The organism is Nonomuraea monospora (assembly GCF_039531895.1).
GTDB lineage: Bacteria > Actinomycetota > Actinomycetes > Streptosporangiales > Streptosporangiaceae > Nonomuraea > Nonomuraea monospora.
In genome coordinates, this window is record NZ_BAAAQX010000034.1 from 1 (window position 1) to 20,756 (window position 20,756).

Annotated in this window: 17 protein-coding genes; 11 read left to right on the forward strand and 6 right to left on the reverse strand. The window is 73.2% G+C overall.

Annotated elements, in window-relative coordinates; all coding sequences use genetic code 11:
- Positions 1-90: 90 nt before the first annotated feature.
- Positions 91-615, reverse strand: a complete 525-nt coding sequence (locus ABD331_RS44690; protein WP_344489406.1) for a proteasome activator — start codon at positions 613-615, stop codon at positions 91-93.
- Between the two features lie 91 nt (positions 616-706).
- A complete protein-coding gene (locus ABD331_RS44695; RefSeq protein ID WP_344489409.1) occupies positions 707-1,549 on the reverse strand; it encodes a PaaX family transcriptional regulator in 843 nt (280 codons plus the stop codon).
- Positions 1,550-1,643: 94 nt separating this feature from the next.
- Between ABD331_RS44695 and ABD331_RS44700 the strand changes: the two genes are divergently transcribed.
- The 10 genes from ABD331_RS44700 (at position 1,644) to ABD331_RS44745 (ending at position 13,698) form a co-directional block, all read left to right on the forward strand.
- The gene (locus ABD331_RS44700; protein WP_344489412.1) at positions 1,644-2,546 is read left to right on the forward strand and encodes an SDR family oxidoreductase; all 903 of its coding nucleotides are present in this window, start codon (positions 1,644-1,646) and stop codon (positions 2,544-2,546) included.
- The gene (locus tag ABD331_RS44705) at positions 2,543-3,415 is read left to right on the forward strand and encodes an amidohydrolase family protein (RefSeq protein ID WP_344489415.1); all 873 of its coding nucleotides are present in this window, start codon (positions 2,543-2,545) and stop codon (positions 3,413-3,415) included. Before ABD331_RS44700 ends, ABD331_RS44705 begins: the two co-directional genes overlap by 4 nt.
- Positions 3,412-3,870, forward strand: coding sequence for a MaoC family dehydratase (locus ABD331_RS44710; RefSeq protein WP_344489418.1), 459 nt, complete (start codon positions 3,412-3,414; stop codon positions 3,868-3,870). The genes ABD331_RS44705 and ABD331_RS44710 overlap by 4 nt, the downstream gene beginning before the upstream one ends.
- A 36-nt stretch (positions 3,871-3,906) precedes the next feature.
- Positions 3,907-5,241 carry an MFS transporter gene (locus tag ABD331_RS44715; protein ID WP_344489421.1) on the forward strand — a complete coding sequence of 445 codons (1,335 nt, stop codon included), beginning with the start codon at positions 3,907-3,909 and terminating at the stop codon, positions 5,239-5,241.
- Between the two features lie 11 nt (positions 5,242-5,252).
- Entirely contained in the window at positions 5,253-6,812 is a 1,560-nt protein-coding gene (locus tag ABD331_RS44720; RefSeq protein WP_344489424.1) for an acyl-CoA synthetase, read from the forward strand.
- A gap of 158 nt (positions 6,813-6,970) precedes the next feature.
- Positions 6,971-8,026: a LacI family DNA-binding transcriptional regulator gene (locus ABD331_RS44725; protein WP_344489427.1), complete on the forward strand. Its 1,056-nt coding sequence runs from the start codon at positions 6,971-6,973 to the stop codon at positions 8,024-8,026.
- Positions 8,027-8,318: 292 nt separating this feature from the next.
- Positions 8,319-10,556, forward strand: a complete 2,238-nt coding sequence (locus ABD331_RS44730; RefSeq protein WP_344489430.1) for a glycoside hydrolase family 36 protein — start codon at positions 8,319-8,321, stop codon at positions 10,554-10,556.
- Positions 10,557-10,575: 19 nt separating this feature from the next.
- Complete coding sequence (locus tag ABD331_RS44735; RefSeq protein WP_344489433.1) at positions 10,576-11,883, forward strand: ABC transporter substrate-binding protein; 1,308 nt, start codon at positions 10,576-10,578, stop codon at positions 11,881-11,883.
- 16 nt (positions 11,884-11,899) lie between these two features.
- Complete coding sequence (locus tag ABD331_RS44740) at positions 11,900-12,826, forward strand: carbohydrate ABC transporter permease (RefSeq protein ID WP_344489437.1); 927 nt, start codon at positions 11,900-11,902, stop codon at positions 12,824-12,826.
- Positions 12,823-13,698: a carbohydrate ABC transporter permease gene (locus ABD331_RS44745; protein WP_344489440.1), complete on the forward strand. Its 876-nt coding sequence runs from the start codon at positions 12,823-12,825 to the stop codon at positions 13,696-13,698. Before ABD331_RS44740 ends, ABD331_RS44745 begins: the two co-directional genes overlap by 4 nt.
- A gap of 73 nt (positions 13,699-13,771) precedes the next feature.
- Here the strand turns inward: ABD331_RS44745 and ABD331_RS44750 are convergent, their stop codons facing one another.
- The 3 genes from ABD331_RS44750 to ABD331_RS44760 all read right to left on the reverse strand — a co-directional run bounded on the left by ABD331_RS44750 (position 13,772) and on the right by ABD331_RS44760 (position 16,714).
- Complete coding sequence (locus tag ABD331_RS44750; protein WP_344489443.1) at positions 13,772-14,596, reverse strand: hypothetical protein; 825 nt, start codon at positions 14,594-14,596, stop codon at positions 13,772-13,774.
- Positions 14,597-14,706: 110 nt separating this feature from the next.
- Positions 14,707-15,222 (reverse strand): hypothetical protein, encoded by a 516-nt coding sequence (locus ABD331_RS44755; RefSeq protein ID WP_344489446.1) that lies wholly within the window; start codon positions 15,220-15,222, stop codon positions 14,707-14,709.
- A 52-nt stretch (positions 15,223-15,274) separates the two neighbouring features.
- Complete coding sequence (locus ABD331_RS44760; protein WP_344489449.1) at positions 15,275-16,714, reverse strand: FAD-dependent monooxygenase; 1,440 nt, start codon at positions 16,712-16,714, stop codon at positions 15,275-15,277.
- 291 nt (positions 16,715-17,005) lie between these two features.
- Between ABD331_RS44760 and ABD331_RS44765 the strand changes: the two genes are divergently transcribed.
- Entirely contained in the window at positions 17,006-17,500 is a 495-nt protein-coding gene (locus tag ABD331_RS44765) for an alpha/beta fold hydrolase (RefSeq protein WP_344489453.1), read from the forward strand.
- 113 nt (positions 17,501-17,613) lie between these two features.
- Here the strand turns inward: ABD331_RS44765 and ABD331_RS44770 are convergent, their stop codons facing one another.
- A complete protein-coding gene (locus ABD331_RS44770; RefSeq protein ID WP_344489456.1) occupies positions 17,614-20,751 on the reverse strand; it encodes a helix-turn-helix transcriptional regulator in 3,138 nt (1,045 codons plus the stop codon).
- Positions 20,752-20,756 lie beyond the last annotated feature (5 nt).

Here is a 20,756-nt window from a genome sequence, read left to right on the forward strand (position 1 = left end):
CGCGGTCAGGCGGGCGGCCTCGGGCGGCGCGCGGTCAGGCGGGCGGCGGCCTGCGCCGCGCGTGCAGGCGGGTGGCGGGCGGTCAGGCGGTCATAGGTACGGGCCGCTGCCTGGCCCGCCGGTCGGGGGGCGGGCGCCGGGGAGGTCCGGGCGGGACTGCTGGAGGGTGAGCCCGACCCGGATGCCCTGGAAGACGCCTTCCAGCCACCCCACGAGCTGGCTCTGCGCGATCCGGATCTCGGACTGGGTGAGGGTGCCGGAGGAGGCGGACGGCAGCAGCCGCTCCAGCTCCTCCCGCAGCTCAGGAGCCACGGAGTCACCGATCTCTTCGACGACCCGGGCGTGGATGTGCTGCAACTGGTCGCGGGCGTGCTCGTCCAGAGTCATGCCGCGCGCCTCGTCGAGCAGCGACCGGGCCATGGTGCTGACGCGCAGCAGCCGCGCGGGCTCCTTGACCCGCCCGATCTCGGCCTCCACGGCGGATTCCGCCGACGGGACGGAGCCGTCGGACGAGGGCGCGCCGGCAGGGCCGGTGGATGAGGGTGGGCGCGGGCCGGGAGGCACGCCGGGGCCCGGAGGTACGTCCGGCTGGTGCGGTCCGGGTGCTGGTGTCATCTCGACGTCCTAAGCGGTCGCGGATCGCTCGAAAGCGCGGTCATGACGCCCTCCTGCCCACGTTCGCGCTGCTCACGCCCTCGCTACGCGATCAAGGCGGCAGCGGCAGCTCGTCCAGGACCTTGGCGGCGAGGTCGCGGGCGGGCTGTTCGTAGGCGCCGGCGAGGGCGCGGATGACCTGCTCGGCCCGGATGGCGGGCCAGTCGGGCGGCAGGTGTTCGGCGGGCAGGTGCGGGTCCTGGCGGACGAGTTGCAGCCAGTCGGTGTGCAGCAGAAGCTGGCGCGCCAGGTCGTCGGGGAGGGCGGCCTGGGGGTCGGGGGTGTCCCAGCGGTCGAGGAAGGCGTGGTAGCGGGCGGCGATCTGCCCGGTGTCGAAGGCCTTGCGGACGAGGTCGGCCGACTCGGTCGGCTCGGCGGCGCGGGCGGTGAGGACGGTGACGTGTTCGCGCAGCCCGAGGCCGGCGACGATGGCGCGCACGTCCTTGACGCCGGGAGCGATCCACATGCCGCTCTGCAGCAGCCCGAACCCCGCCCAGATGAGCTGGGAGCGCAGGTCGTGGCGGGTGGCGCGGCGGTCGTCGGGCAGGGAGAAGCCGACCATGGTCCAGGCGCCGTCCCAGTCGCGGTTGACGGCGCCGGTCTCCCACATGCGCCGCCGCCCGTCCTCCAGGACGGCGGTGGCGTGCGGGGTGAGCCCGAAGTAGGTCTTGCGTCCTGAACGGTGCCGCGTCAGCAGCCCTCGTTTGGCCATGCGGGTGAGCGTGGAGCGCACGGCCTCCTCGGTCACGCCGAGGCGGGCGAACACGTCGATGACGCTGCCGGAGTACACGGCGACGTCGCGGCCCAGCACGTAGACGCCGAGGAAGCTGAACATCAGCGACTGGGGACGTGTGGACGGGGCGTGAGGCAGGTCGTCTCCCTCGCGGAAAGTCACAAGCCGAGGGTAGACGGATTCGAGTTATTGGGCAAAACTTTGACGCAAGTCGCAAGTTTGCCCCACGTTCGAAGCGCGACACGAGGTGACGTGTATGGATTTGTCAGGAAAAGTGGCTGTGGTCACGGGTGCCGGTCGCGGTCTCGGCCGCGCCTACGCCGAGGCGCTGGCGGCGGCCGGTGCGGCCGTCGTGGTCAACGACGTGGACGCCGCGACCGCCGAGGAGGCGGCCGGGGCGATCAGGAAGGCGGGCGGCCGGGCCGTCGCCGCGCCGGGCGCGGTCGGCGGCACGGAGGTGGCCGAACGCCTGGTGGCCACGGCGGTGACGGAGTTCGGCCGGCTGGACGTCATGGTCACCAACGCCGGGGTGCTGCGTGACCGGGTGTTGTGGAAGATGACCGACGACGACTTCGACACCGTCATCGACGTGCACCTGCGCGGCACGTTCAACTGCGCCAGGGCCGCCGCCGTACGGATGCGCGAGCAGGGCGACGGCGGCCGGCTGATCCTCATCTCCTCCCCCGCCGGGCAGCGCGGCAACTTCGGCCAGACCAACTACGCCGCCGCCAAGGCCGGCATCGTGGCGATGGCCCGCACCTGGGCGATGGAGCTGGCCAGGGCGGGCATCACGGTGAACGCGGTGGTGCCGGTGGCCGCCACCGAGATGACCAAGACCATCCCCGCGTTCGCGCCGGTGCTGGAGGAGGCCGAGCGCACCGGCGCCCCGCTGCCCGCCTGGCTGCGCAAGGGCGAGGGCATGGGCACGGTCGAGGACGTGGCCGGGCTGATCGTCTACCTCGCCTCCGGCGCGTCCGCCGAGGTGACCGGGCAGGCCATCGGCATCGGCGGCGACAAGCTCACCCTCTGGTCGCACCCGGCCGAGAAGGCGGTCGCCTACGCCGACGGCGGCTGGAGCGCCGACGCGATCGCCGGCGCGTGGGGCGAGTTCGAGCCCGAGACGTACGGCATCCCCGCGCCCCAGGTGCCCGCGCCATGAACCTCGACGAGCTGACCGCGATCGACGTGCACACCCACGCCGAGGTCTCCAGGGACGGGCACACGTCCCTGAGCCCCGAGCTGTTCGGCGCGTCGGCGGAGTACTTCGGCGCGCACGAGCGCCCCACGATCGACCAGATGGCCGCCTACTACCGCGAGCGGAAGATGGCGGCGGTGGTGTTCACCGTGGACGCCGAGCACGCCACCGGCCATCCGCGCATCGCCAACGAGGAGATCGCCGAGAGCTGCGCCGCGCACGCCGACGTGCTGATCCCGTTCGCCAGCGTCGATCCGCACAAGGGCCGGGCGGGCGCCCGCGAGGCGCGCCGCCTGGTCGCCGAGCACGGGGTGAAGGGCTTCAAGTTCCACCCCAGCATCCAGGGCTTCGACCCGAACGACCGGCTCGCCTACCCGCTGTACGAGGTGATCGAGGAGCTGGGCGCGATCGCGTTGTTCCACACCGGGCAGACCGGCATCGGCGCGGGCGTGCCGGGCGGGGCCGGGGTGCGGCTGCGGCACTCCAACCCGATGCTGGTGGACGACGTCGCCGTGGACTTCCCGCACCTGAAGATCATCCTGGCTCATCCGTCGTTCCCCTGGCAGGACGAGGCCCTGGCCGTCGCCACCCACAAGCCGTCGGTCCACATCGACCTGTCCGGCTGGTCGCCGAAGTACTTCCCGCCCCAGCTCGTCCGCTACGCCAACACTCTGCTCAAGGACAAGGTGCTGTTCGGCTCCGACTACCCGGTGATCACGCCGGACCGCTGGCTCAAGGACTTCGCCGCCCTCGACATCAAGCCCGAGGTCCGCCCCAAGATCCTCAAGGACAACGCCGCCCGCCTGCTCGGACTCAAGGAGAGTGCGAAATGACCATCACCGCGAACGGCCTGGCCGAGATCAAGGCCCTGGCCGGCCAGGACCTCGGCCACACCGGCTGGCTGGAGATCGGCCAGGAGCGGGTGAACACCTTCGCCGACGCCACCGACGACCACCAGTGGATCCACGTGGACGCTGAGCGCGCCAAGGACGGCCCCTTCGGCGGCCCGATCGCGCACGGCTACCTCACGCTCGCCCTGGTCATCCCGCTCTTCAACGAGCTGCTGGAGATCCGGGGCGTCAAGATGGGCGTCAACTACGGCCTGGACAAGGTGCGCTTCCCCGCCCCCGTCAAGGTCGGCGCCAGGATCCGCCTGGCCGGCCGCGTCGCCGAGGTCGAGGACGTGCCAGGCGACGGCGTCCAGACCCACATGGACTTCACCGTCGAGATCGACGGCGAGCCCAAGCCCGCCTGCGTCGCTCGCGCCATCTACCGCCACTACGCCTGACTCCCCTTCCCCCTCCCCCCACGAACGGGATCACGCATGTCCAACCCCACCCAGTTGCGCCGCGCCGTGGCCTCCAGCTTCCTCGGCAGCGTCATCGAGTACTACGACTTCCTCCTGTACGCCACCGCCTCCGCCCTGGTGTTCGGCAAGGTCTTCTTCTCCTCCTTGAGCCCGCTGGCCGCCACCGTCGCCAGCCTGGGCACGTTCGCCACCGGCTACCTGGCGCGGCCGCTCGGCGGCGTCATCTTCGGCCACTTCGGCGACCGGCTCGGCCGCAAGCGCATGCTGGTGCTGACCATGACCCTCATGGGCGTGGCCAGCACCCTGATCGGCGTGCTGCCGACGTACGAGCAGATCGGCAGCCTCGCCCCCATCGCGCTGGTGCTGCTGCGCGTGGCGCAGGGCATCGCGGTCGGCGGCGAGTGGGGCGGCGCGGTGCTCATGTCGGCCGAGCACGCGACGGGCCGCCGCGGCCTGTGGGCCAGCTTCACCAACGCGGGGGCGCCGTTCGGCATGCTGCTGTCCACGGCGGCGCTCAACGGGAGCGCCGCGATGATGGACGAGCAGGCGTTCCTGAGCTGGGGGTGGCGGATCCCGTTCCTGCTGAGCGTCGTGCTGCTGGCGATCGGCCTGTTCGTGCGGGCCAGGGTGGAGGAGACGCCCGTCTTCGCCGCTGCCACGGCGGACGCGGCGTCGAGTGGGACGCCGAGTGGGTCGCCGCGCTCGGCGCCGCTGCTGGACGTGTTGCGCAACCATCCCAGGACGCTGCTGCTCAGCATCGGGGTCGGGCTGTCGCCGTTCGTGCTGCAGGGCACCCTCACCACGTTCCTCGTCTCGTACGGGGTGCAGGCCGGGTTCGCCCGGCAGCAGGTGCTCAACGGGCTGACCCTGTCGTCGGGGCTCGCGGTCCTCGGCATCGTCGGCTGGTCAGCGCTGTCGGACCGGGTCGGCCGCCGCCCCATCGTGCTGGCCGGCGCGGTCGCCGCCGCCGCGTACGCGTTCGCGATCTTCCCGCTGGCCGACTCCGGCAGCGTCGCGCTGCTCACGCTCGCCCTCGTGCTCGGCCAGTCGGTCATCCACCCCATGACGTACGGGCCGCTCGCCGCCCTCTACACCGAACTGTTCGCCACCCGCAGCCGCTACACCGGCGCCTCGCTCGGCTACCAGATCGCCGGGCTCGGCGCGGGGCTGGGCCCGCTGCTGTTCGCCCAGATCCAGGCCTCCTCGGGAGGGGGCGGCACCGGGCTGATCTCCGCCGTCATCGCCGGGTTCTGCCTGCTGACCGTGGTGTGCACGGCGGCGCTGCGGGAGACGAGCCGTACCGACCTGGCCGCCACCTCCACCGCCGCAGAGCCCAGCGTCCCCCGCTAGGAGCAACCCTCATGCGCAACGCCGGACTGGGCGGCTGGCCCGCCCGCCGCGCCCTCATGACCCCCGACCACACGGCGTTCGTCTTCGGCGAGCGCAGCCTCACCTACGCCGGCGTGCACGAGCGCACCACCCGGCTGGCCGCCCGGCTGCGGCTGGCCGGGGTGGCGGCCGGGGACCGGGTCGCCTACCTGGGGCCCAACCATCTCGCCTTCGCCGAGACCCTGTTCGCCGCGCACGTGCTGGGGGCCGTGTTCGTCCCGCTGAACTTCCGGCTGGCGGCGCCCGAGATCGCGTACATGCTGGCCGACTCGGGGGCCGGCGCGCTCGTGTACGCACCCGAGTGCGCCGCCGTCGTCCGGGCGCTCCAGCACACGCCCCCGACCGTCGTGGCGCTCGCCGACCCCGCGCCGGGCGAGCACGCGTACGACGACTGGCTCGCGGAAGCCGACCCGGGCGAGCGCGCGTCCGAGAACCGGGGCACGCAAGCCGACGTGGACGGCCCGATCGACGTGCCGGTCACCCTCGACGACCCGGCCCTGATCCTCTACACCTCCGGCACCACAGGACGCCCCAAGGGCGCCGTCCTCACCCACGGCAACCTGGTCTGGAACAGCTACAACATGCTCGTCGGCGCGGACCTGCGCAGCGACGAGGTGACCCTGGTCAGCGCCCCGCTCTTCCACGTGGCCGCGCTGAACCAGACGCTGCTGCCCACGTTCCTCAAGGGCGGCCGCTCGGTCATCATGCCGTCCTGGGACGTGGACCGCTGCTACGACCTCATCGCCGAGCACCGCGTCACCTGGATGTTCGGCGTCACCACCATGTTCGCCGCGCTCGCCCGCTCGCCCCGCTGGGCGGGCGCCGACCTGTCGTCGGTGCGCACCCTGATGGCGGGCGGCGCGCCCGTGCCGCCGGCGCTGATCCGCACCTACCAGGAGCGCGGGCTGGTGTTCTGCCAGGGGTACGGCCTCACCGAGACCTCCCCGGGGGCGACGTTCCTGGAGCCGAGCCAGAGCCTGCGCAAGGCGGGCTCCGCCGGGGTGCCGGTCTTCTTCGCGAACGTGCGCGTCGTCCGCCCCGACCTCACCGACACCGCCCCCGGCGAGCCTGGCGAGGTCCTCATCCAGGGGCCGAACGTCACTCCCGGCTACTGGAACAACCCGGCGGCCACCCAGGCGGCCTTCGTCGAGGGCGGCTGGTTCCGCTCCGGCGACATCGCCACCCGGGACGCCGACGGGCACCTGCACATCGTGGACCGGGCCAAGGACATGTTCATCTCCGGGGGAGAGAACGTGTACCCGGCCGAGGTGGAGGGGGTGCTGGCCGAGCATCCGGGCGTGGCGGAGGCCGCGGTGGTCGGCGTACCGGACGGGACCTGGGGCGAGGTCGGGCACGCGTTCGTCATCCCGCGCGCCGGGACCGGCCTCAGCGGTGAGGCGCTGCGCGGCTTCCTCCTCGGGCGGCTGGCCAAGTACAAGATCCCGCGCTACTTCGAGGTGGTGGACGAGCTGCCGCGCACCGGCTCAGGCAAGATCCGCAAACCGGAGCTGCGTGCGCGGGCCGCCCGCTGACGCCGCCGTCCACCCGCCTGTTCGCATCGGCCATCCACCCTCCTGAGCGCCCGTTGGCGTCGGCCGTCCACCCGTCTGGGCGCCCGTTGGCGTCGGCCGTCCACCTGCCTGAGCGCCCGGTAACCTCGTCCCTCCGACTGCCGCCCTACGATGTGATCGTGACTGCGACTCCTCGACGCGCGCCCCGCCCCGCCGCTCGCGGCGCGGCCGCACCCAGCATCCGGGACGTCGCCGCCGCCGCGGGAGTGTCGTACCAGACCGTCTCGCGCGTGCTCAACGAGTCGCCGCGGGTACGCCCCGAGACCCGCACGGCGGTGCTGGCGGCGATCGAGAGCCTCGGCTTCCGCCCCAGCCGCACGGCGCGCGCCCTGAGCCTCGGCCGCGCCCGCGGCATCACCGTGGTCACCTCCAACACCGTCCTGTACGGCTACGCGGCCACGCTGCAGGGGCTGGAGGAGGCCGCCAGGGCCGAGGGCATGGCCATGGGCATCAGGGTCGTGGAGTCGGCCGAGCCCGCCGAGGTGAAGCAGACCGTCGACTACGTGGGCGACGCCAGCGCGGGCGGGGTGGTGGTGATCGCGTTCGACCCGCTCGGCGTCGCGGTGCTGGAGGCGCTGCCCGAGCACGTCCCGGCCGTGGCAGCCGCCGAGCCGGCCGCGCCCGACCGGGGCCGCGTCGCCATCGCGCTCGACGAGCGCCGCGCCGCCGCCGACGCCACCCAGCACCTGCTCGGCCTCGGCCACCGCACCGTGCACCACGTCGCCATCCCCTCCGAGGGCGAGGGCGCCGTGCCGGGCGGGCGGCTGGCCGGGTGGCGGGACGCGCTGCGGGCGGCGGGCGCCGGGATCCCCGAGCTGATCGGGTGCGGGTGGGACATCCGGTCGGCGTACGCGGCCGGGCAGCGGCTCGCCTCCGCGCCGGACGTCACCGCCATCCTGTGCGGCAACGACGACATCGCGCAGGGGGTGCGCAGGGCGCTGTACGACGCGGGCAAGGACGTGCCGGGGGACGTGAGCATCGTCGGCTTCGACGACATCCCCGGGTCGGCGTACTGGACGCCCGCGCTGACCACGGTGCGGATGGACTTCGCGGGGCTGGGCCGGGCGTGCTTCCACGCGGCGGTGGCGGAGCTGACGGGCGGCGCGCAACCCGAGCCCGCGCTCACCCCGCCGACCCTCGTCCTACGCGAATCCACCGCACCCCCACCCCGCTGACCGCCCGAGATCAGCACGCCGCCGCCACAACGCCCGCCCCACCCTCCACGCCGCCGCCATCACACCCGCGCCCGTACTCCAGCGCCGCCGCCACCCGGCTCGCCACCGCCGCGCTGACCGCCCCCTCACCTCCTGCCTCCGTTGACGAGCGCGCCGCTCCAAGCCGTCCTGTCGTCGAAACCCGCGTGTAACGATCCCGCAAAGAGGGCTTCCCTCCTGGGCGTGTGACCGCTCACACTGAGGCGCAAGCATGTGACCGGTCACATGGCTGGCTGAGGAAAGCGAGATCTTGATGCCTGCTGACGTCGTCGAGACCGTGCGCTGGGGGCACACCGGCCTCACCGCCGTCGTGGAGATCCACCCCGACCGCCCGGTGTCGTTGCGCGAGCTGTCGGCGGGAGCGCCGCCCGCCGCACCGGCCCAGCCGTTGGTGGACCAGCCGCTGGTGGAGGTGCTGGTGCCGGGCGAGGGCCGGGCCAGGGCATCCCAGCGGCTGTCGGACACGGCGGTGGGCCGCCGGCTGCGGTACGCGGGCTGCGAGCAGTCGAGCGCGGACGGCTGGCACGAGCTGCGGATCCGGCTGCGCGACGAGGCGTCGGGCCTGGACGCCGAGGTGACCATGCGCTCCCCCGACGGCGTGCCGGCGGTTCAGACGCAGGTCCGGGTGACGAACTCGGGCGAGAACCCGGTGCCGCTGCTGGCCGTCACCTCGTTCGCCGCGGTCTTCCCCACCGAGCGGGTGAGCGACCTCGACCTCCTGTACGCCGACAGCGAGTGGCTCGGCGAGAGCCGCTGGGCCAGGCGCCCGCTCGCCGGCCACGTCCCCGACCTGGACCTGCGCGAGCACGGCCAGCACGGCAAGGGCACGTTCGCGCTGACCAGCCAGGGCACCTGGTCGAGCGGCCGGCACGTGCCCATGGGCGGGCTGACCGACCGCGCCACCGGCCGCACGTGGTTGTGGCAGATCGAGCACAACGGGCCGTGGCGGTGGGAGACGGGCGAGCGGCTGGACGGCGCGTACGTCGCCCTGTCCGGCCCCACCGACCTCGACCACCAGTGGAACGAACTGCTCGCCCCCGGCGAGTCCTTCACCACCGTTCCCGTCGCGATCGCCGTCTGGGACGGGACCCGAAACGGCGACTCGGCCGACGCCGGAGCTGCCCGCGACCGCGCGAAGAACGCGGAAGGCGCAGCAGACGCAAAAAGCGCAGGAAGAGCAGCAGGCGCAGCAAGTGTGGCAGGCGCAGCGGGCGCAGCAGGCGTGGAGGGGGCCGTGGCCGCGCTGACCGCTTACCGCCGCGCCCTGGTGCGCCCGCACCCCGACCGCGCCGCCCTGCCGCTCGTCTTCAACGACTACATGAACACCCTGATGGGCGACCCGACCACGGCCAAACTCCTCCCCCTGATCGACGCCGCGGCGGCAGCGGGCGCGCAGGTGTTCTGCGTGGACGCCGGCTGGTACGACGACGGCGGCGACTGGTGGGACAGCGTCGGCGAGTGGCTGCCCTCCCAGACCCGGTTCCCGCACGGCCTGGAGGAGGTCCTGGCCCGCATCGCGAGCCACGGCATGACGCCAGGCCTGTGGCTGGAGCCCGAGGTGATCGGCGTGCGCAGCCCGATGGCGGAGAAGCTGCCTGATGCGGCGTTCCTCCAGCGGGGCGGCGTGCGCCTGGCCGAGCACGGCCGCCACCATCTCGACCTGCGCCACCCGGCGGCGGTGGCGCACCTGGACCAGGTGGTGGACCGGCTGGTCGAGGAGCTGGGCGTCGGCTACTTCAAGCTCGACTACAACATCAACCCCGGCGCGGGCACCGACGTGGACGCCACCAGCGTCGGCGCCGGTCTGCTGGCCCACAACCGGGCCCATCTGGCCTGGCTGGAGTCCGTCCTGGACCGCCACCCGCACCTGGTGCTGGAGAACTGCGGCTCGGGCGCGATGCGCATGGACTACGCGATGCTGTCGCGCCTGCAGTTGCAGTCGACCAGTGACCAGCAGGACTTCCTGCGTTACCCGCCGATCGCGGTCGCCGCGCCGCTGTCGATGCTGCCCGAGCAGGCCGCCAACTGGGCCTACCCGCAGCCCGGCATGACGGCCGAGGAGATCGCCTTCACGATGTGCACGGGCATCCTGGGCCGCCTCTACCTGTCGGGCGACCTGCCGAGGATGACGCCGGAGCAGCTCGCCCTGGTCGAGGAGGGCGTCCGGCTGCACAAGAGCCTGCGCGCCGCCCTGCTGCGCGCCACCCCGTGCTGGCCGCTCGGCCTGCCCGGCTGGGACGACCCGTGGCTAGCCCTCGGCCTGCGTGCGGACGAGGCCACGCACCTGGCGATCTGGCGCCGTCCGGGAGCGGGCGACACGACCGTGCTGTACCTGCCTCACCTGGCCGGACGTGACCTCGCCGCCGAGATCGCCTACCCGGCGGCTGCGGACGGGTGGGCCTGCTCGTGGAACCCGGGGGCCGCCGAGCTGACCGTCACCGCCACCGTTCCCGCGCCCAGCGCCCGCGTCCTGCACCTCCGTCCCCTCTGAAACGTAAGGAAGCCGAACCGTGAAGCTCGCACAGCGTGTCGCCGCCGCGTCGGCCCTCGTCCTGGCCGTCACGGCCTGCAGCGACCCCTCGGCGGGGCCCGCCGCGGCCCCTGCCACCGGCGGTTCGCCCGCCGCCTGGCCGTCCCCTACCGCCCGCCTGGACGGGGTGTCGCTCACTATCTGGGCCGCCCAGAACAGCAACACCGTGCCCAAGGCCGTGATCGACGCGTTCTCCCAGGCCACCGGCGCCAAGGTGGAGGTCGTCACGATCCCCGACCCGTACGAGCAGGGCGTGCAGACGAAGGTGGCCACCGGCGACAAGCCCGACCTGGCCTTCTGGCAGCCGACGGCGTCCATGCTGACCGCGCTGAACGCCCGCGCCAACCTGCAGCCGCTCGACGGCGCGCCCTGGATCGAGAGCATGTCGCCCGAGCTGCGCGACATGACGGGCCTGCTCGACAAGACCCGTTACGCGGCGCTGGTCACCAGCCCGGCGGTGGAGGGCGTCTACTACAACAAGCAGCACGTCAAGGAGCCGCCGAAGAGCTTCGACGAGCTGGTCGAGACGGCCCGCGCGCTCAAGGGCGAGGGTGTCACCCCGTTCTTCGAGATGGCCGGCGACAAGTGGGCCACCCAGTGGTGGGTGCAGGTGCAGCTCGCCGACGCCGCCAAGGACGGGCTGTGGGAGCGGGTCAACACGGGCAAGGAGACGTTCGAGGACCAGACGATCCTGAACGCCATCAAGAAGTACAAGGCGCTGATCGACGAGGGGTTGTTCAACTCCGACCTCAAGACCGCGACGTTCGAGGACCAGGGCGAGGCGCTGCTGTCCGGCAAGGCGGCCATGGCGATGCAGGTGAACTCGTTCTTCGGCCAGCTCCAGGCCAAGGCGGGCACGGCGGAGCTGGATGAGAAGATCGGCTTCTTCCCGATCTCGCCGTCGGGGAACGTGGGCACGTTCATTCCCGACCAGTCGAACGCGCTGGTGGCCTTCCGCACCGGGGACGCCGAGCGGGAGCAGGCGGCGCGGCAGCTCCTGGCGTACTGGATGGGGCCGGGTTACGCCGCCTTCGTGGCCGACCGCAAGACGGTGTCGCTGCGTACGGACGTGCCGACGCCGGACGGCGTGCCGCAGGCGCTGCTGGACGTGCACGCCTCGCTCGGCCGGTCGGTCGGGTCGATGCAGGCGCTGGCCGTGGCCAACCCCGACCTGTACCTGAACCTGGCGGACATGATCACCGGCAGCCTGACGCCGGAGCAGGTGGCGGCGGCCACCCAGAAGCAGTTCGCCCAGCTGGCCAAGGCCGCCGGCGCCACCGGTTTCTGACGGCGGGAGTCACCTCGTGCAGCAGACGCTCGCCCGCCCCACCGGAGCCGCCCGGCGGGCGCCGGCCCCCGCCGTGGCGCGCGGCAGGACGCACCCGATGTGGTTCCTCCTGCCCGCGTTCGCGATCCTGTTCGTCTTCTTCTTCCTGCCGACCCTGTTCAACTTCGTCTACGCCTTCACCGACTGGTCCAGCTTCAAGAGCGAGATCCGCCCGGCGGGCTTCGACAACTTCGCCAACCTGCTGTCGGACGGCACGCTGTTCAGCGCGCTGCGCATCACGGTGATCTACGCCGCGCTGGTGGCGCTGTTCCAGAACCTGTTCGGCTTCGGCCTGGCCGTGCTGCTGGAGAAGGACACCTTTCTCAACCGCGCCGCCCGCCTGGCCTTCCTGATCCCGGTGCTGATGTCGGCGCTGGCCGTCGGCTACCTCTTCCAGGCCCTGCTCAAGCCGGACGGCAGCCTCAACGACCTGCTCTCGGCGCTGACCGGGCAGCAGGTGGAGATCGCCTGGCTGGGCAGCACCACGTGGACGCTCGTGCTGGCCGCGATCATCCACGCCTGGAAGTGGATGGGCCTGTCGATGCTCATCTACCTGGCCGGGCTCAAGACGATCCCCGAGGACGTGACCGAGGCCGCCCGCATCGACGGCGCCACGCCGTGGCAGGCGTTCTGGTCGGTCCGGTTCCCGCTGCTGGCCCCGGCCGTCACCTTCAACGTGGCCACGGCGCTGCTCGGCTCGATGAACGGCTTCGACATCGTGCAGGCGCTGACCGGCGGCGGCCCGGCCCGCAGCACCGAGATCCTCAACATCTTCATCTACCGCACCTTCGGCCAGGGGCTGTTCGCCCAGGCCACGGCGATGAGCCTGGTGCTGTTCCTGATGGTCGCGCTGCTGGCCTTCCCCGTCATCCGCGTGCTGCGCAGAAGGGAGGAGATCCTGTGACGGTCCCCGCCTTTGGTTCCACGGCCCGCCGCCGGGCCCCGTCGCCGGTGCGGCGGGGGCTGGCCGCGCGGCTGCGCCCGTTCGCGGTCGTCGCGCTGGTCGTCTCCGTCATGGGGGTGCCGCTGTGGCTGGTCGTCGTCACGGCCGCCAAGTCGCAGGGCGAGGCCCTGTCGCCGAACCTGTCTCCGCCGTCGCGCTGGCAACTGTGGGAGAACCTGGCACAGGTCTGGCAGCAGGGCGAGGTGCCCATGGCGTTCCTCGGCAGCCTGCTGGTGGTGGCGCCGTCGGTGCTGCTGGTGCTCACGTTCGGCTCGATGGCCTCGTGGATCCTGGCCCGCCGCGCCTCGCGGCTGAACGCGGTGCTGTACGCGCTGGCGATCAGCGGGATCGTGCTGCCGCCCGCCGTGGTCACCATCGTGCTCCTGCTGCGTCAGCTCGGCCTGGCGGGCAGCCCGGTCGGCATGATCGGGGTGTACGTCGGCATCTACCTGTCCACGGTGATCTTCTTCGTGACGGGCTTCGTGCGTACGGTGCCGCTGTCGCTGGAGGAGGCGGCCCGCATGGACGGCGCCGGGCCCGTGCGGGTGTTCTTCTCGGTGATCCTGCCGCTGCTGCGGCCGGTGCTGGCCACCGCGACCATCCTCATCTGCCTGTACGTGTGGAACGACGTCTTCTACGCGTTCTTCGTGGTGGGCGGGCGGCTGGACACGTTGCCGCTGAACCTGTTCCAGGTGGCCAACGCCGGGCTCTACCTCAACAACTGGCACCTGATCTTCGCCTACATCATCCTGATGAGCCTGCCGCTGCTGATCGTCTTCGCGATCGCGCAGCGCAGGATCATCTCCGGCATCACCGGCGGCGCCGTGAAGTGAAGGTGTTCCTGGGTGACCAGGCCGGCGTAGCCGGCCTGCTCCGATCGACGCCGGCCGGCGCGCGGTGCCGTCGTCAGTTCCAGATGCCGGGAACGCCGGCGGGCACGTCGTCCTTGACCTCGCCGCGGTCGATCGTGTCGCCCCGCAGCGGCATGCCCACGGTGACCTCGCGGCCCCAGTCGGTGAACCGGGTGTCCGACTCGACCTGCACCGTGGTCTTGGACACGGGCAGCGTGGCCTTGACCGCCACCCGCCGCACCAGGCCCTTCTCCCCGAAGTACAGCACGTACGAGATCTTGCCGGTCTTGAAGCGCGTCCCGTAACGCGAGGCGAACGGGGCCGAGACCGCGGCGAGCTTGGCCGGCTTGATGGCGCCCTTGAGGATGCCGTCCTTCCAGGACGTGCGGGCCGCCACCAGCGCCTTCAGCGTGGCCGGGTCCAGGACCTCGACGAGCAGGTTGCTCGGCGGCTGCTTCACGCCGCTGTAGCGCACGTGGCTCGCGTCCGCGGTCAGCAGCGCCTGGTCGACCACCGCGCCGGAGACGTAGCTCACGCTGCCCGAGGAGATCAGCCGGACGGGGCCCGCCTGCAGCCCCTCCGTCTCCTTGGGGCTGGACTTCTTCATCTCGCGCAGCAGCTTCTCGCTGTACTGCACGGTCTGGCCCAGGTCGGAGGCCACGGGGCCGCGCGAGCCGAACCCGAACGTGCCGTCCACGGCGGACGTGACGACCCGGTCGCCCGGGTAGGTGATCTTCGCCGTCGCCTGGAGGTTGACGGCCCGGCCCGGCGCTAACTCGGCCTGCAGGGCCCTGACCGGGTCTGATGCGGCCTGCGCGGGCATGGCGGTGAGCTGCACCACGCCTGCGACCACGGCGACACCGACGATGGTTCGCTTCATTGGTTTTCCTTGGGAACGGTCCGGAAAGACGCGAACAATCTGGTGCATGGAAGATCGCCAGTCAAGCCGGAGGCCCCCGGAGGCTGCTCCAGGGGCCCCGGGCGCGCGGATCAGGCGGGGAAGTCCTTCGGGTTGACCCGGCTGGTCCCGGCGTTGCCGCCGCGGACCGGGTTGAGGGTCAGGGACCAGCCCGGGATCCTGGTGGCGGTCGTCCTGTACTTCAGCTTGTCGTTGAAGCGCTGGTAGACGGCGTTCCGCGTGAACCTGCCCTTGGACACGTTGAAGCGGGTGCCGGTGGTGAAGTAGATCCGGTACGTGCCGTCCCTGACGTCGTTGATGGTCGCGGTCGACTTGGCGCGGACGTAGATGCTGATCGCCTTGGTCTTGCCTCTGACCAGGGCGACGACCCCGTCCGTCGACAGGCCGTTCTTGATCTTGAGCCTCCCCTGGCCGCCGCTGATGCGGTCGTAGAGGATCGTGCCGTTGCGCGGACGGGCCAGCGCCGACTCGGCCGACAGCGTCACCGTCGTGGCGACACTGCCCCCGGTCACGGTGGTGGCCCCGGCCGGGGACGAGGTCAGCAGCCCGCCCGCCAGAGCGACCGCGGCCACGACTCCGGTGCGCATGGCGGTTCCTTCGAGAAGCCTCTTCACAGAACATCTCCTTCGTGACGCATGGTCACGGCAAAGATAGGGTAAAGGGGCTCTCGTCCGAAACCTGGTAAGTCATAGGGATATCGTCGCCCGCCCAGGCGACGTAGCCGTCAGGGCGGACCAGGACCACGGCGGGCATCCCGGGCACGGCGGGGCCGGTGTACCGGGCGACCTTGACGTCTCCCCTGGCCGCTCCCCCCTTCGCCCCCGCGTCCACCAGCAGGTGACGGCCGTCCCTGAGCAGCTCGTACACCCGGCCGTCCACACACCGCAGATCGGGCATGCGGCGGCCCGTCCACGGGTGGGCGCGGCGGGACGCGGCCGGATACCGGATGCCCAGCCCCGTCAGCCGCCCGGCCAGGAACGTGCGGGAGCGGCCGAACCGCAGGGCCAGCCGCAGCGTCAGCGTGCGGAACGCGCGGCGGATCGCCGAGCGGCCCAGCACCAGGCGGTTGAAGGCGTCGGTCAGCGTGAGCACCTGGGCGCCCACCCGGTGCCGCTCGCGCTCGTAGCTGCCGAGCAGGCTCTCCGGCGCCCGGCCCCGCACCACGGCGGCCAGCTTCCAGCCGAGGTTCATCGCGTCGCCGATGCCCGTGTTCATGCCCTGGCCGCCCAGCGGCGAATGCACGTGGGCCGAGTCGCCCGCCAGGAACACCCGCCCGGCCCTGTACCGCTCCGCCTGCCGCCGCTCGCTCAGGAAGCGCGTGCTCCACCGCTGCTCCCGCATGCCGAAATCGGTGCCGGCGATGCGCACGAAGGCGTCACGCATCTCCTCCATCGGCAGCGGCACGTCCAGCGGCACCTGCTCGCGCAGCCGGTCCCAGGCGATCGCGCGGAACCAGCCGTCCCCGAACGGGATCATGAGGACCACGCCCTCCCCGCTCGCCTTCGCGAACAGCGCGTCCGACGGCGGCTCGGTCGCGCGGACGTCGGCGAGCAGGATGTGCGTCGCGTACTGCTTGCCGGCGAAGTCGATGCCGACCAGGCCGCGCACCTTGCTGTGGGCGCCGTCGCAGCCGACGACGTAACTCGCCGTCTCCGTGCTCCCGTCCGCCAGGTCCACGATCACCCGCCCGTCGTCCTGCCGCAGCCCCACGACCTCGGCGCCGCGCACGATCTGCACGCCCAGCTCGCGGGCGCGCTCCTCCAGCAGGTGCTCCGTGCCGCTCTGCGGGACGATCAGCACCATCGGGTACCTGGTCGCGAGCCTGCGCAGATCCAGCGTGGCGCCGGGGGCCGGGGCCACGCTGTCCACGGGGACGCCCTTGGCCAGCAGGTCGTCGGCCAGGCCCCTGGCGTCCAGGAGCTCCAGGGTGCGGGCGTGCACGGCGAACGCGCGGGTGATGTTGGGCTGCTCCGCGCGGCGCTCCAGGAGCCGGCAGCGGACGCCGGCCAGGGCCAGCTCACACGCCAGCATGAGGCCGGTGGGGCCGGCGCCTACGACGATCACATCGGTCTCGGTCATCGGGGATCACATTCCCTCCGGGGTGTGGACGTCACCACCATGCTTCGAGGGGCGGGGGCGTCGAATCGGTGAAGTGCACAGTCGGGGTCGCTGGTGTGGGGCGGCGCGGGGGCAGGGTTAGCGCCGGTGCCGAGGCCGGTACGGGGCCTGTGCGGGGCCGGTGCGCGGCCGGTGCGGGGCGGTGCGGGGGCGGTTCTGGGCCGGTGCTGGGCCACTGCTGGGCCGGTGCGGGGTGGTGGACTGGTGGAACTACGGATGCGAGCCGCCGGCGGGCGGGCGCAGAGTCGTCCGGTGCGGCATGACGAGACGGTGGTTCCCGTGGCCGGCTCCCTGGTCCGCGCCTACCGCGCGGGCTCGGGCGCCGAGCTGGTGCTCCTGCACGGCGGCAGGCGGGGCGGCGGATCGGGCGGCGCCAGGCAGGCTTGGGAGCCGGTGTGGACGATCCTGGCCGGGCACGCCCGGGTGACGGCCCCCGACCTCCCGGGCTTCGGCGGCACTCCCCCGGGCGGTACCGTGCCCACGCTCACCGGCTACGCGGCCTGGCTGCGTGCGTTCCTCGACGCCTGCGCCATCGACCGGGCCGCCCTCGCCGGGGTGTCGCTGGGCGGCGGGATCGCGCTCCGTGCGGCGCTCGACATGCCGCACCGGATCAGCCGGGTCGCGGTGTGCGGCAGGCTCGACCGGCGGCTGGATGGTGTCGCCTGCCCGGTGCTGGTGCTGTCCGGCGCACCCTGCCGGGTCGCGGAGGAACTGGCGGCCTTCCTGTGCACGACAAGGAGCCGCTGATCGCCCAGCGCACCGCCGAGGACCGCTGGCCGCCCAGCGCACCGCCGAAGGCCGGTGACCGCCCAGCGCACCGCCGAGAGCCGCTCAGCGCACGGCCGAGAACCGCCGACCGCTCAGTGCTCGCCGCCGAGGAGGCCGGGCTGTTCCAGGGAGAGGCGCACCAGCTCGGCCCTGGACGACAGCCCCAGCTTCACGAACACCTTGTGCAGGTGGTAGTCGACGGTGCGCGGGCTGAGGAACAGGTGCGCCGCGATCTCCCGGTTCGTCCCGCCCTCACTGACCATGCGCGCGATCTGCGTCTCCTGAGGGGTCAGGTCGGCAACCGTGCTGGGGTCGCGTTTGCGCGCCGTCTCACCGGTGGCCTGCAGCTCCACCCGCGCGAGCCCCGCCCAGGGCGCGGCGTCCAGCCGTTCGAACGTCTCGCGCGCCGCCCGCAGGTGACGCCGCGCCTCGGCCCGCCGCCGGCGCCGGCGCAGCGCCTCGCCGAACAGCAGCGCCGTCCTGGCGGTGTCGAACGGTCGGCCGGCCCGCGCGTGCAACGACAGGGCCTCGGCGAAGTGCGCGTCGGCGTCGTCCGCCCCGGTGTTCTCGACGAGGCCGCGGCAGCGGGCCACCAGCGCGTGCGCCCACGGGGACCTGGCCGGTTCCGCCCAGCGGCGCAGCAGGTCGAGGGCGTCCGCGGCGCGTTCGGGGCGGTCCGCGCGTACGGCGACCTCGACGAGATCGGCGGCGGCGAAGATCTTCACGATGGGGTGTCCCTCGCCGGGAGCGGCGTCCGCGAGCGCCGCCAGCCGGTCGAACGCCTCCCCCGTCCGTCCCTCCCCCAGGTCGAGCAGGGCCAGCGCCCACGCCGCGATGCCGGCCGGCGGGCCGAGGCGCTGGCCGATGGCGCGGGCCAACGCGGCGTCCGCCTCCGTACGGCACTCCTCGGCGCGGCCCTGCACGGCGGCGATCCAGGCGAGCACGGCGCGGTGGTGCGCGGCCGTGTTGTCCTGTCCCGTGTCGAGCGACAGCCGCAGCCCTTCGGTGGCGGTGGCGCGGGCGGCGGCGAAGCGGCCCGTCCACATCTGCAGGGCGCCGAGGGGGGCGAGCACCAGCGGCAGCACGCTGACCGCGCCGGCCGTCCTGGCCCGTACGGCGGCGGCGGTGAACAGGTCCAGCGCTGTCGCGTCCTCGCCGACGAACATCGCGGCGCCCGCCGCCATGGTGAGGCTCTGCGGGTCGGCCGAGTCGCGGGCCAGGGCCCTTCCCTCGCGCAGGAGCGTGGCGGCCTGCTCGGTGTCGCCTGCCAGCAGGGCGGTCAGCCCGATCATCAGCTTGCCGCCCGCGGTGACGGCCTCCTCGATCGGGGGCAGCCCGGCCAGCCGCCGCCCCGCCTCGGCCAGCCTGGGCAGGTCGGCGGCGGTGAAGGCCAGGCGGCCTGCTTCGATCAGCATGCGTGCGGCCTGCCCGGGGTCCAGCGCGGCCCCGCCCGACGCGGTGCTCTCGGGGTCCAGTGCGCCCTCGCCCAGTGCGGCGCTTTCGGGGTCCGGTACAGCGCCGCCCTGGGGTGGTTTCGGCGGGACCGCAGGCTCAGCCTCCGCCCTCAGCGCCTCACCACCGCGTTGCGCCGAGCCCGGCAGAGACACCTGCTCGACGCCACCCCGGGTCGGGTCCGCCGATGCGCCCAGCTCGACGCCACCCCGGGCCGGGTCTGGCGGGGCTGGGGTGGTTGCGAGTTCGGCGCCTGCCATGAGCATCACGTAAGCGATGTCCGGCCGGCCACAGAGCCCCTCGATCGCCCCCCGCACGTGCTCCCCCCGGGCACGGAGCCGGGGGTCGGAGGTGTGGTGGGCGGCCTCGTCCAGGAGGGTGCGGGCGCGGTCGGGCTGGCCGGCCAGCCAGGCCGTCTCGGCGGCGAGGGTGAGGCGGCGCGCGCGGAGGTCGGCGCGTACCGTCAGCTCGGCCGCGCGGCGCAGGGCGGTGGCGGCGGAGGCGTGCCCGCCGCGGCGGGTGGCGCGTTCGGCGGACGCCTCCAGCGCACTGGCCACCGTCTCGTCGGGACCGGTCGCGGCGGCGGCGAGGTGCCAGGCGCGCCGGTCGGCGTCCCCGTCCGCGAGCGCCGCCGCCAGGGCCTGCTCCACGGCCTGGCGTTGCAGGAACGTCGCGCCCCGGTAGACGGCGGAGCGGACGAGCGGGTGGCGGAAGGACAGGACGGCGCCCTCGACCCGTACGAGACCGGCTTGTTCCGCCTCGTCGAGCGCGTCGGGGGGCAGGTCGAGCGACCGGGCGGCCCTGAGGAGGAGGCCGACGTCGCCGCTCTCCTCGGCGGCGGCGATCAGCAGCAGGGTCTGTGCCGGGCCGCGCAGGCGGCGCACCCTGGCCAGGAACACCTGCTCGACCACCTCGCCGACGGGTAGGCGGGCGGGCAGTGGCCGGGTGCCGGCGAGCTGGTCGGGTGAGAGGGAGCCGGGAAGTTCGAGGAGGCCGAGCGGGTTGCCGGCGGTGCTGTCCACGAGCAGGGCGGCGACGTCGGGGGCGAGCGCCACGGAGGTGCGTTCGGCCAGCAGGGCCTGGGCGGCGTCGGCGTCCAAGCCGCGTAACCGCAGCTCGGGCAGCCCCGCCAGCGAGCGAGGGGCCGCCCATGAACCTTGAACCGCCGGCGGAGGTGGGGGCGGGGGCGGACCGGGAGCCGGCAGAGGCGGGGACAGAGGCGGACCGGGGGCCGCCGTGCGCGTGGACGAGGGCCCGGTGACGGCCGGGCCGGGGCCCGGTTCCTCGTCGCGTACCGCGAACAGCAGCACCACCCCCTCCGCCTCCAGCCGCCTGGCCACGAACGCCAGCGCGTCGGCGGAGGCCCCGTCCAGCCAGTGAGCGTCATCGACCAGGCACAGCAGCGGCCGCTCCTCCGCCACCTCCGACAGCAGGCTCAGCACCGCCACCGACACCAGGAACCGATCCCCCTCGACGGGATCCCCCATCCCGAACGCCCCCCGCAGCGCCGCGGCCTGCCCCGGCGGGATGGCGGCGGCGCGGTCCGCGACGGAGTGCAGGAGCTGGTGCGCGGCGGCGTACGGAAGCTCGGCCTCGGACTCGACGCCGCCGCCCCGCAGCACCCGCATGCCGCCGGCCCGCGCGGCGGCGTAGTCGAGCAGCGCGGACTTGCCGATGCCCGCCTCTCCCCGCACGACCAGGACGGCGCTGCGCCGTTCGCGAGCGCCGTCGAGCAGCCGCGCGATGAGAGCGCACTCCCGCTCCCGGCCATGCAGCATGCCCT

Bases quoted from the DNA above. Each gene is read 5' to 3' on its own strand.
- ABD331_RS44730 (WP_344489430.1), top strand. From the start codon at position 8,319: ATGCCTGCTGACGTCGTCGAGACCGTGCGCTGGGGGCACACCGGCCTC.
- ABD331_RS44760 (WP_344489449.1), bottom strand. From the start codon at position 16,714: ATGACCGAGACCGATGTGATCGTCGTAGGCGCCGGCCCCACCGGCCTC.
- ABD331_RS44690 (WP_344489406.1), bottom strand. From the start codon at position 615: ATGACACCAGCACCCGGACCGCACCAGCCGGACGTACCTCCGGGCCCC.
- ABD331_RS44755 (WP_344489446.1), bottom strand. From the start codon at position 15,222: ATGCGCACCGGAGTCGTGGCCGCGGTCGCTCTGGCGGGCGGGCTGCTG.
- ABD331_RS44720 (WP_344489424.1), top strand. From the start codon at position 5,253: ATGCGCAACGCCGGACTGGGCGGCTGGCCCGCCCGCCGCGCCCTCATG.
- ABD331_RS44705 (WP_344489415.1), top strand. From the start codon at position 2,543: ATGAACCTCGACGAGCTGACCGCGATCGACGTGCACACCCACGCCGAG.
- ABD331_RS44715 (WP_344489421.1), top strand. From the start codon at position 3,907: ATGTCCAACCCCACCCAGTTGCGCCGCGCCGTGGCCTCCAGCTTCCTC.
- ABD331_RS44710 (WP_344489418.1), top strand. From the start codon at position 3,412: ATGACCATCACCGCGAACGGCCTGGCCGAGATCAAGGCCCTGGCCGGC.
- ABD331_RS44750 (WP_344489443.1), bottom strand. From the start codon at position 14,596: ATGAAGCGAACCATCGTCGGTGTCGCCGTGGTCGCAGGCGTGGTGCAG.
- ABD331_RS44700 (WP_344489412.1), top strand. From the start codon at position 1,644: ATGGATTTGTCAGGAAAAGTGGCTGTGGTCACGGGTGCCGGTCGCGGT.
- ABD331_RS44770 (WP_344489456.1), bottom strand. From the start codon at position 20,751: ATGCTGCATGGCCGGGAGCGGGAGTGCGCTCTCATCGCGCGGCTGCTC.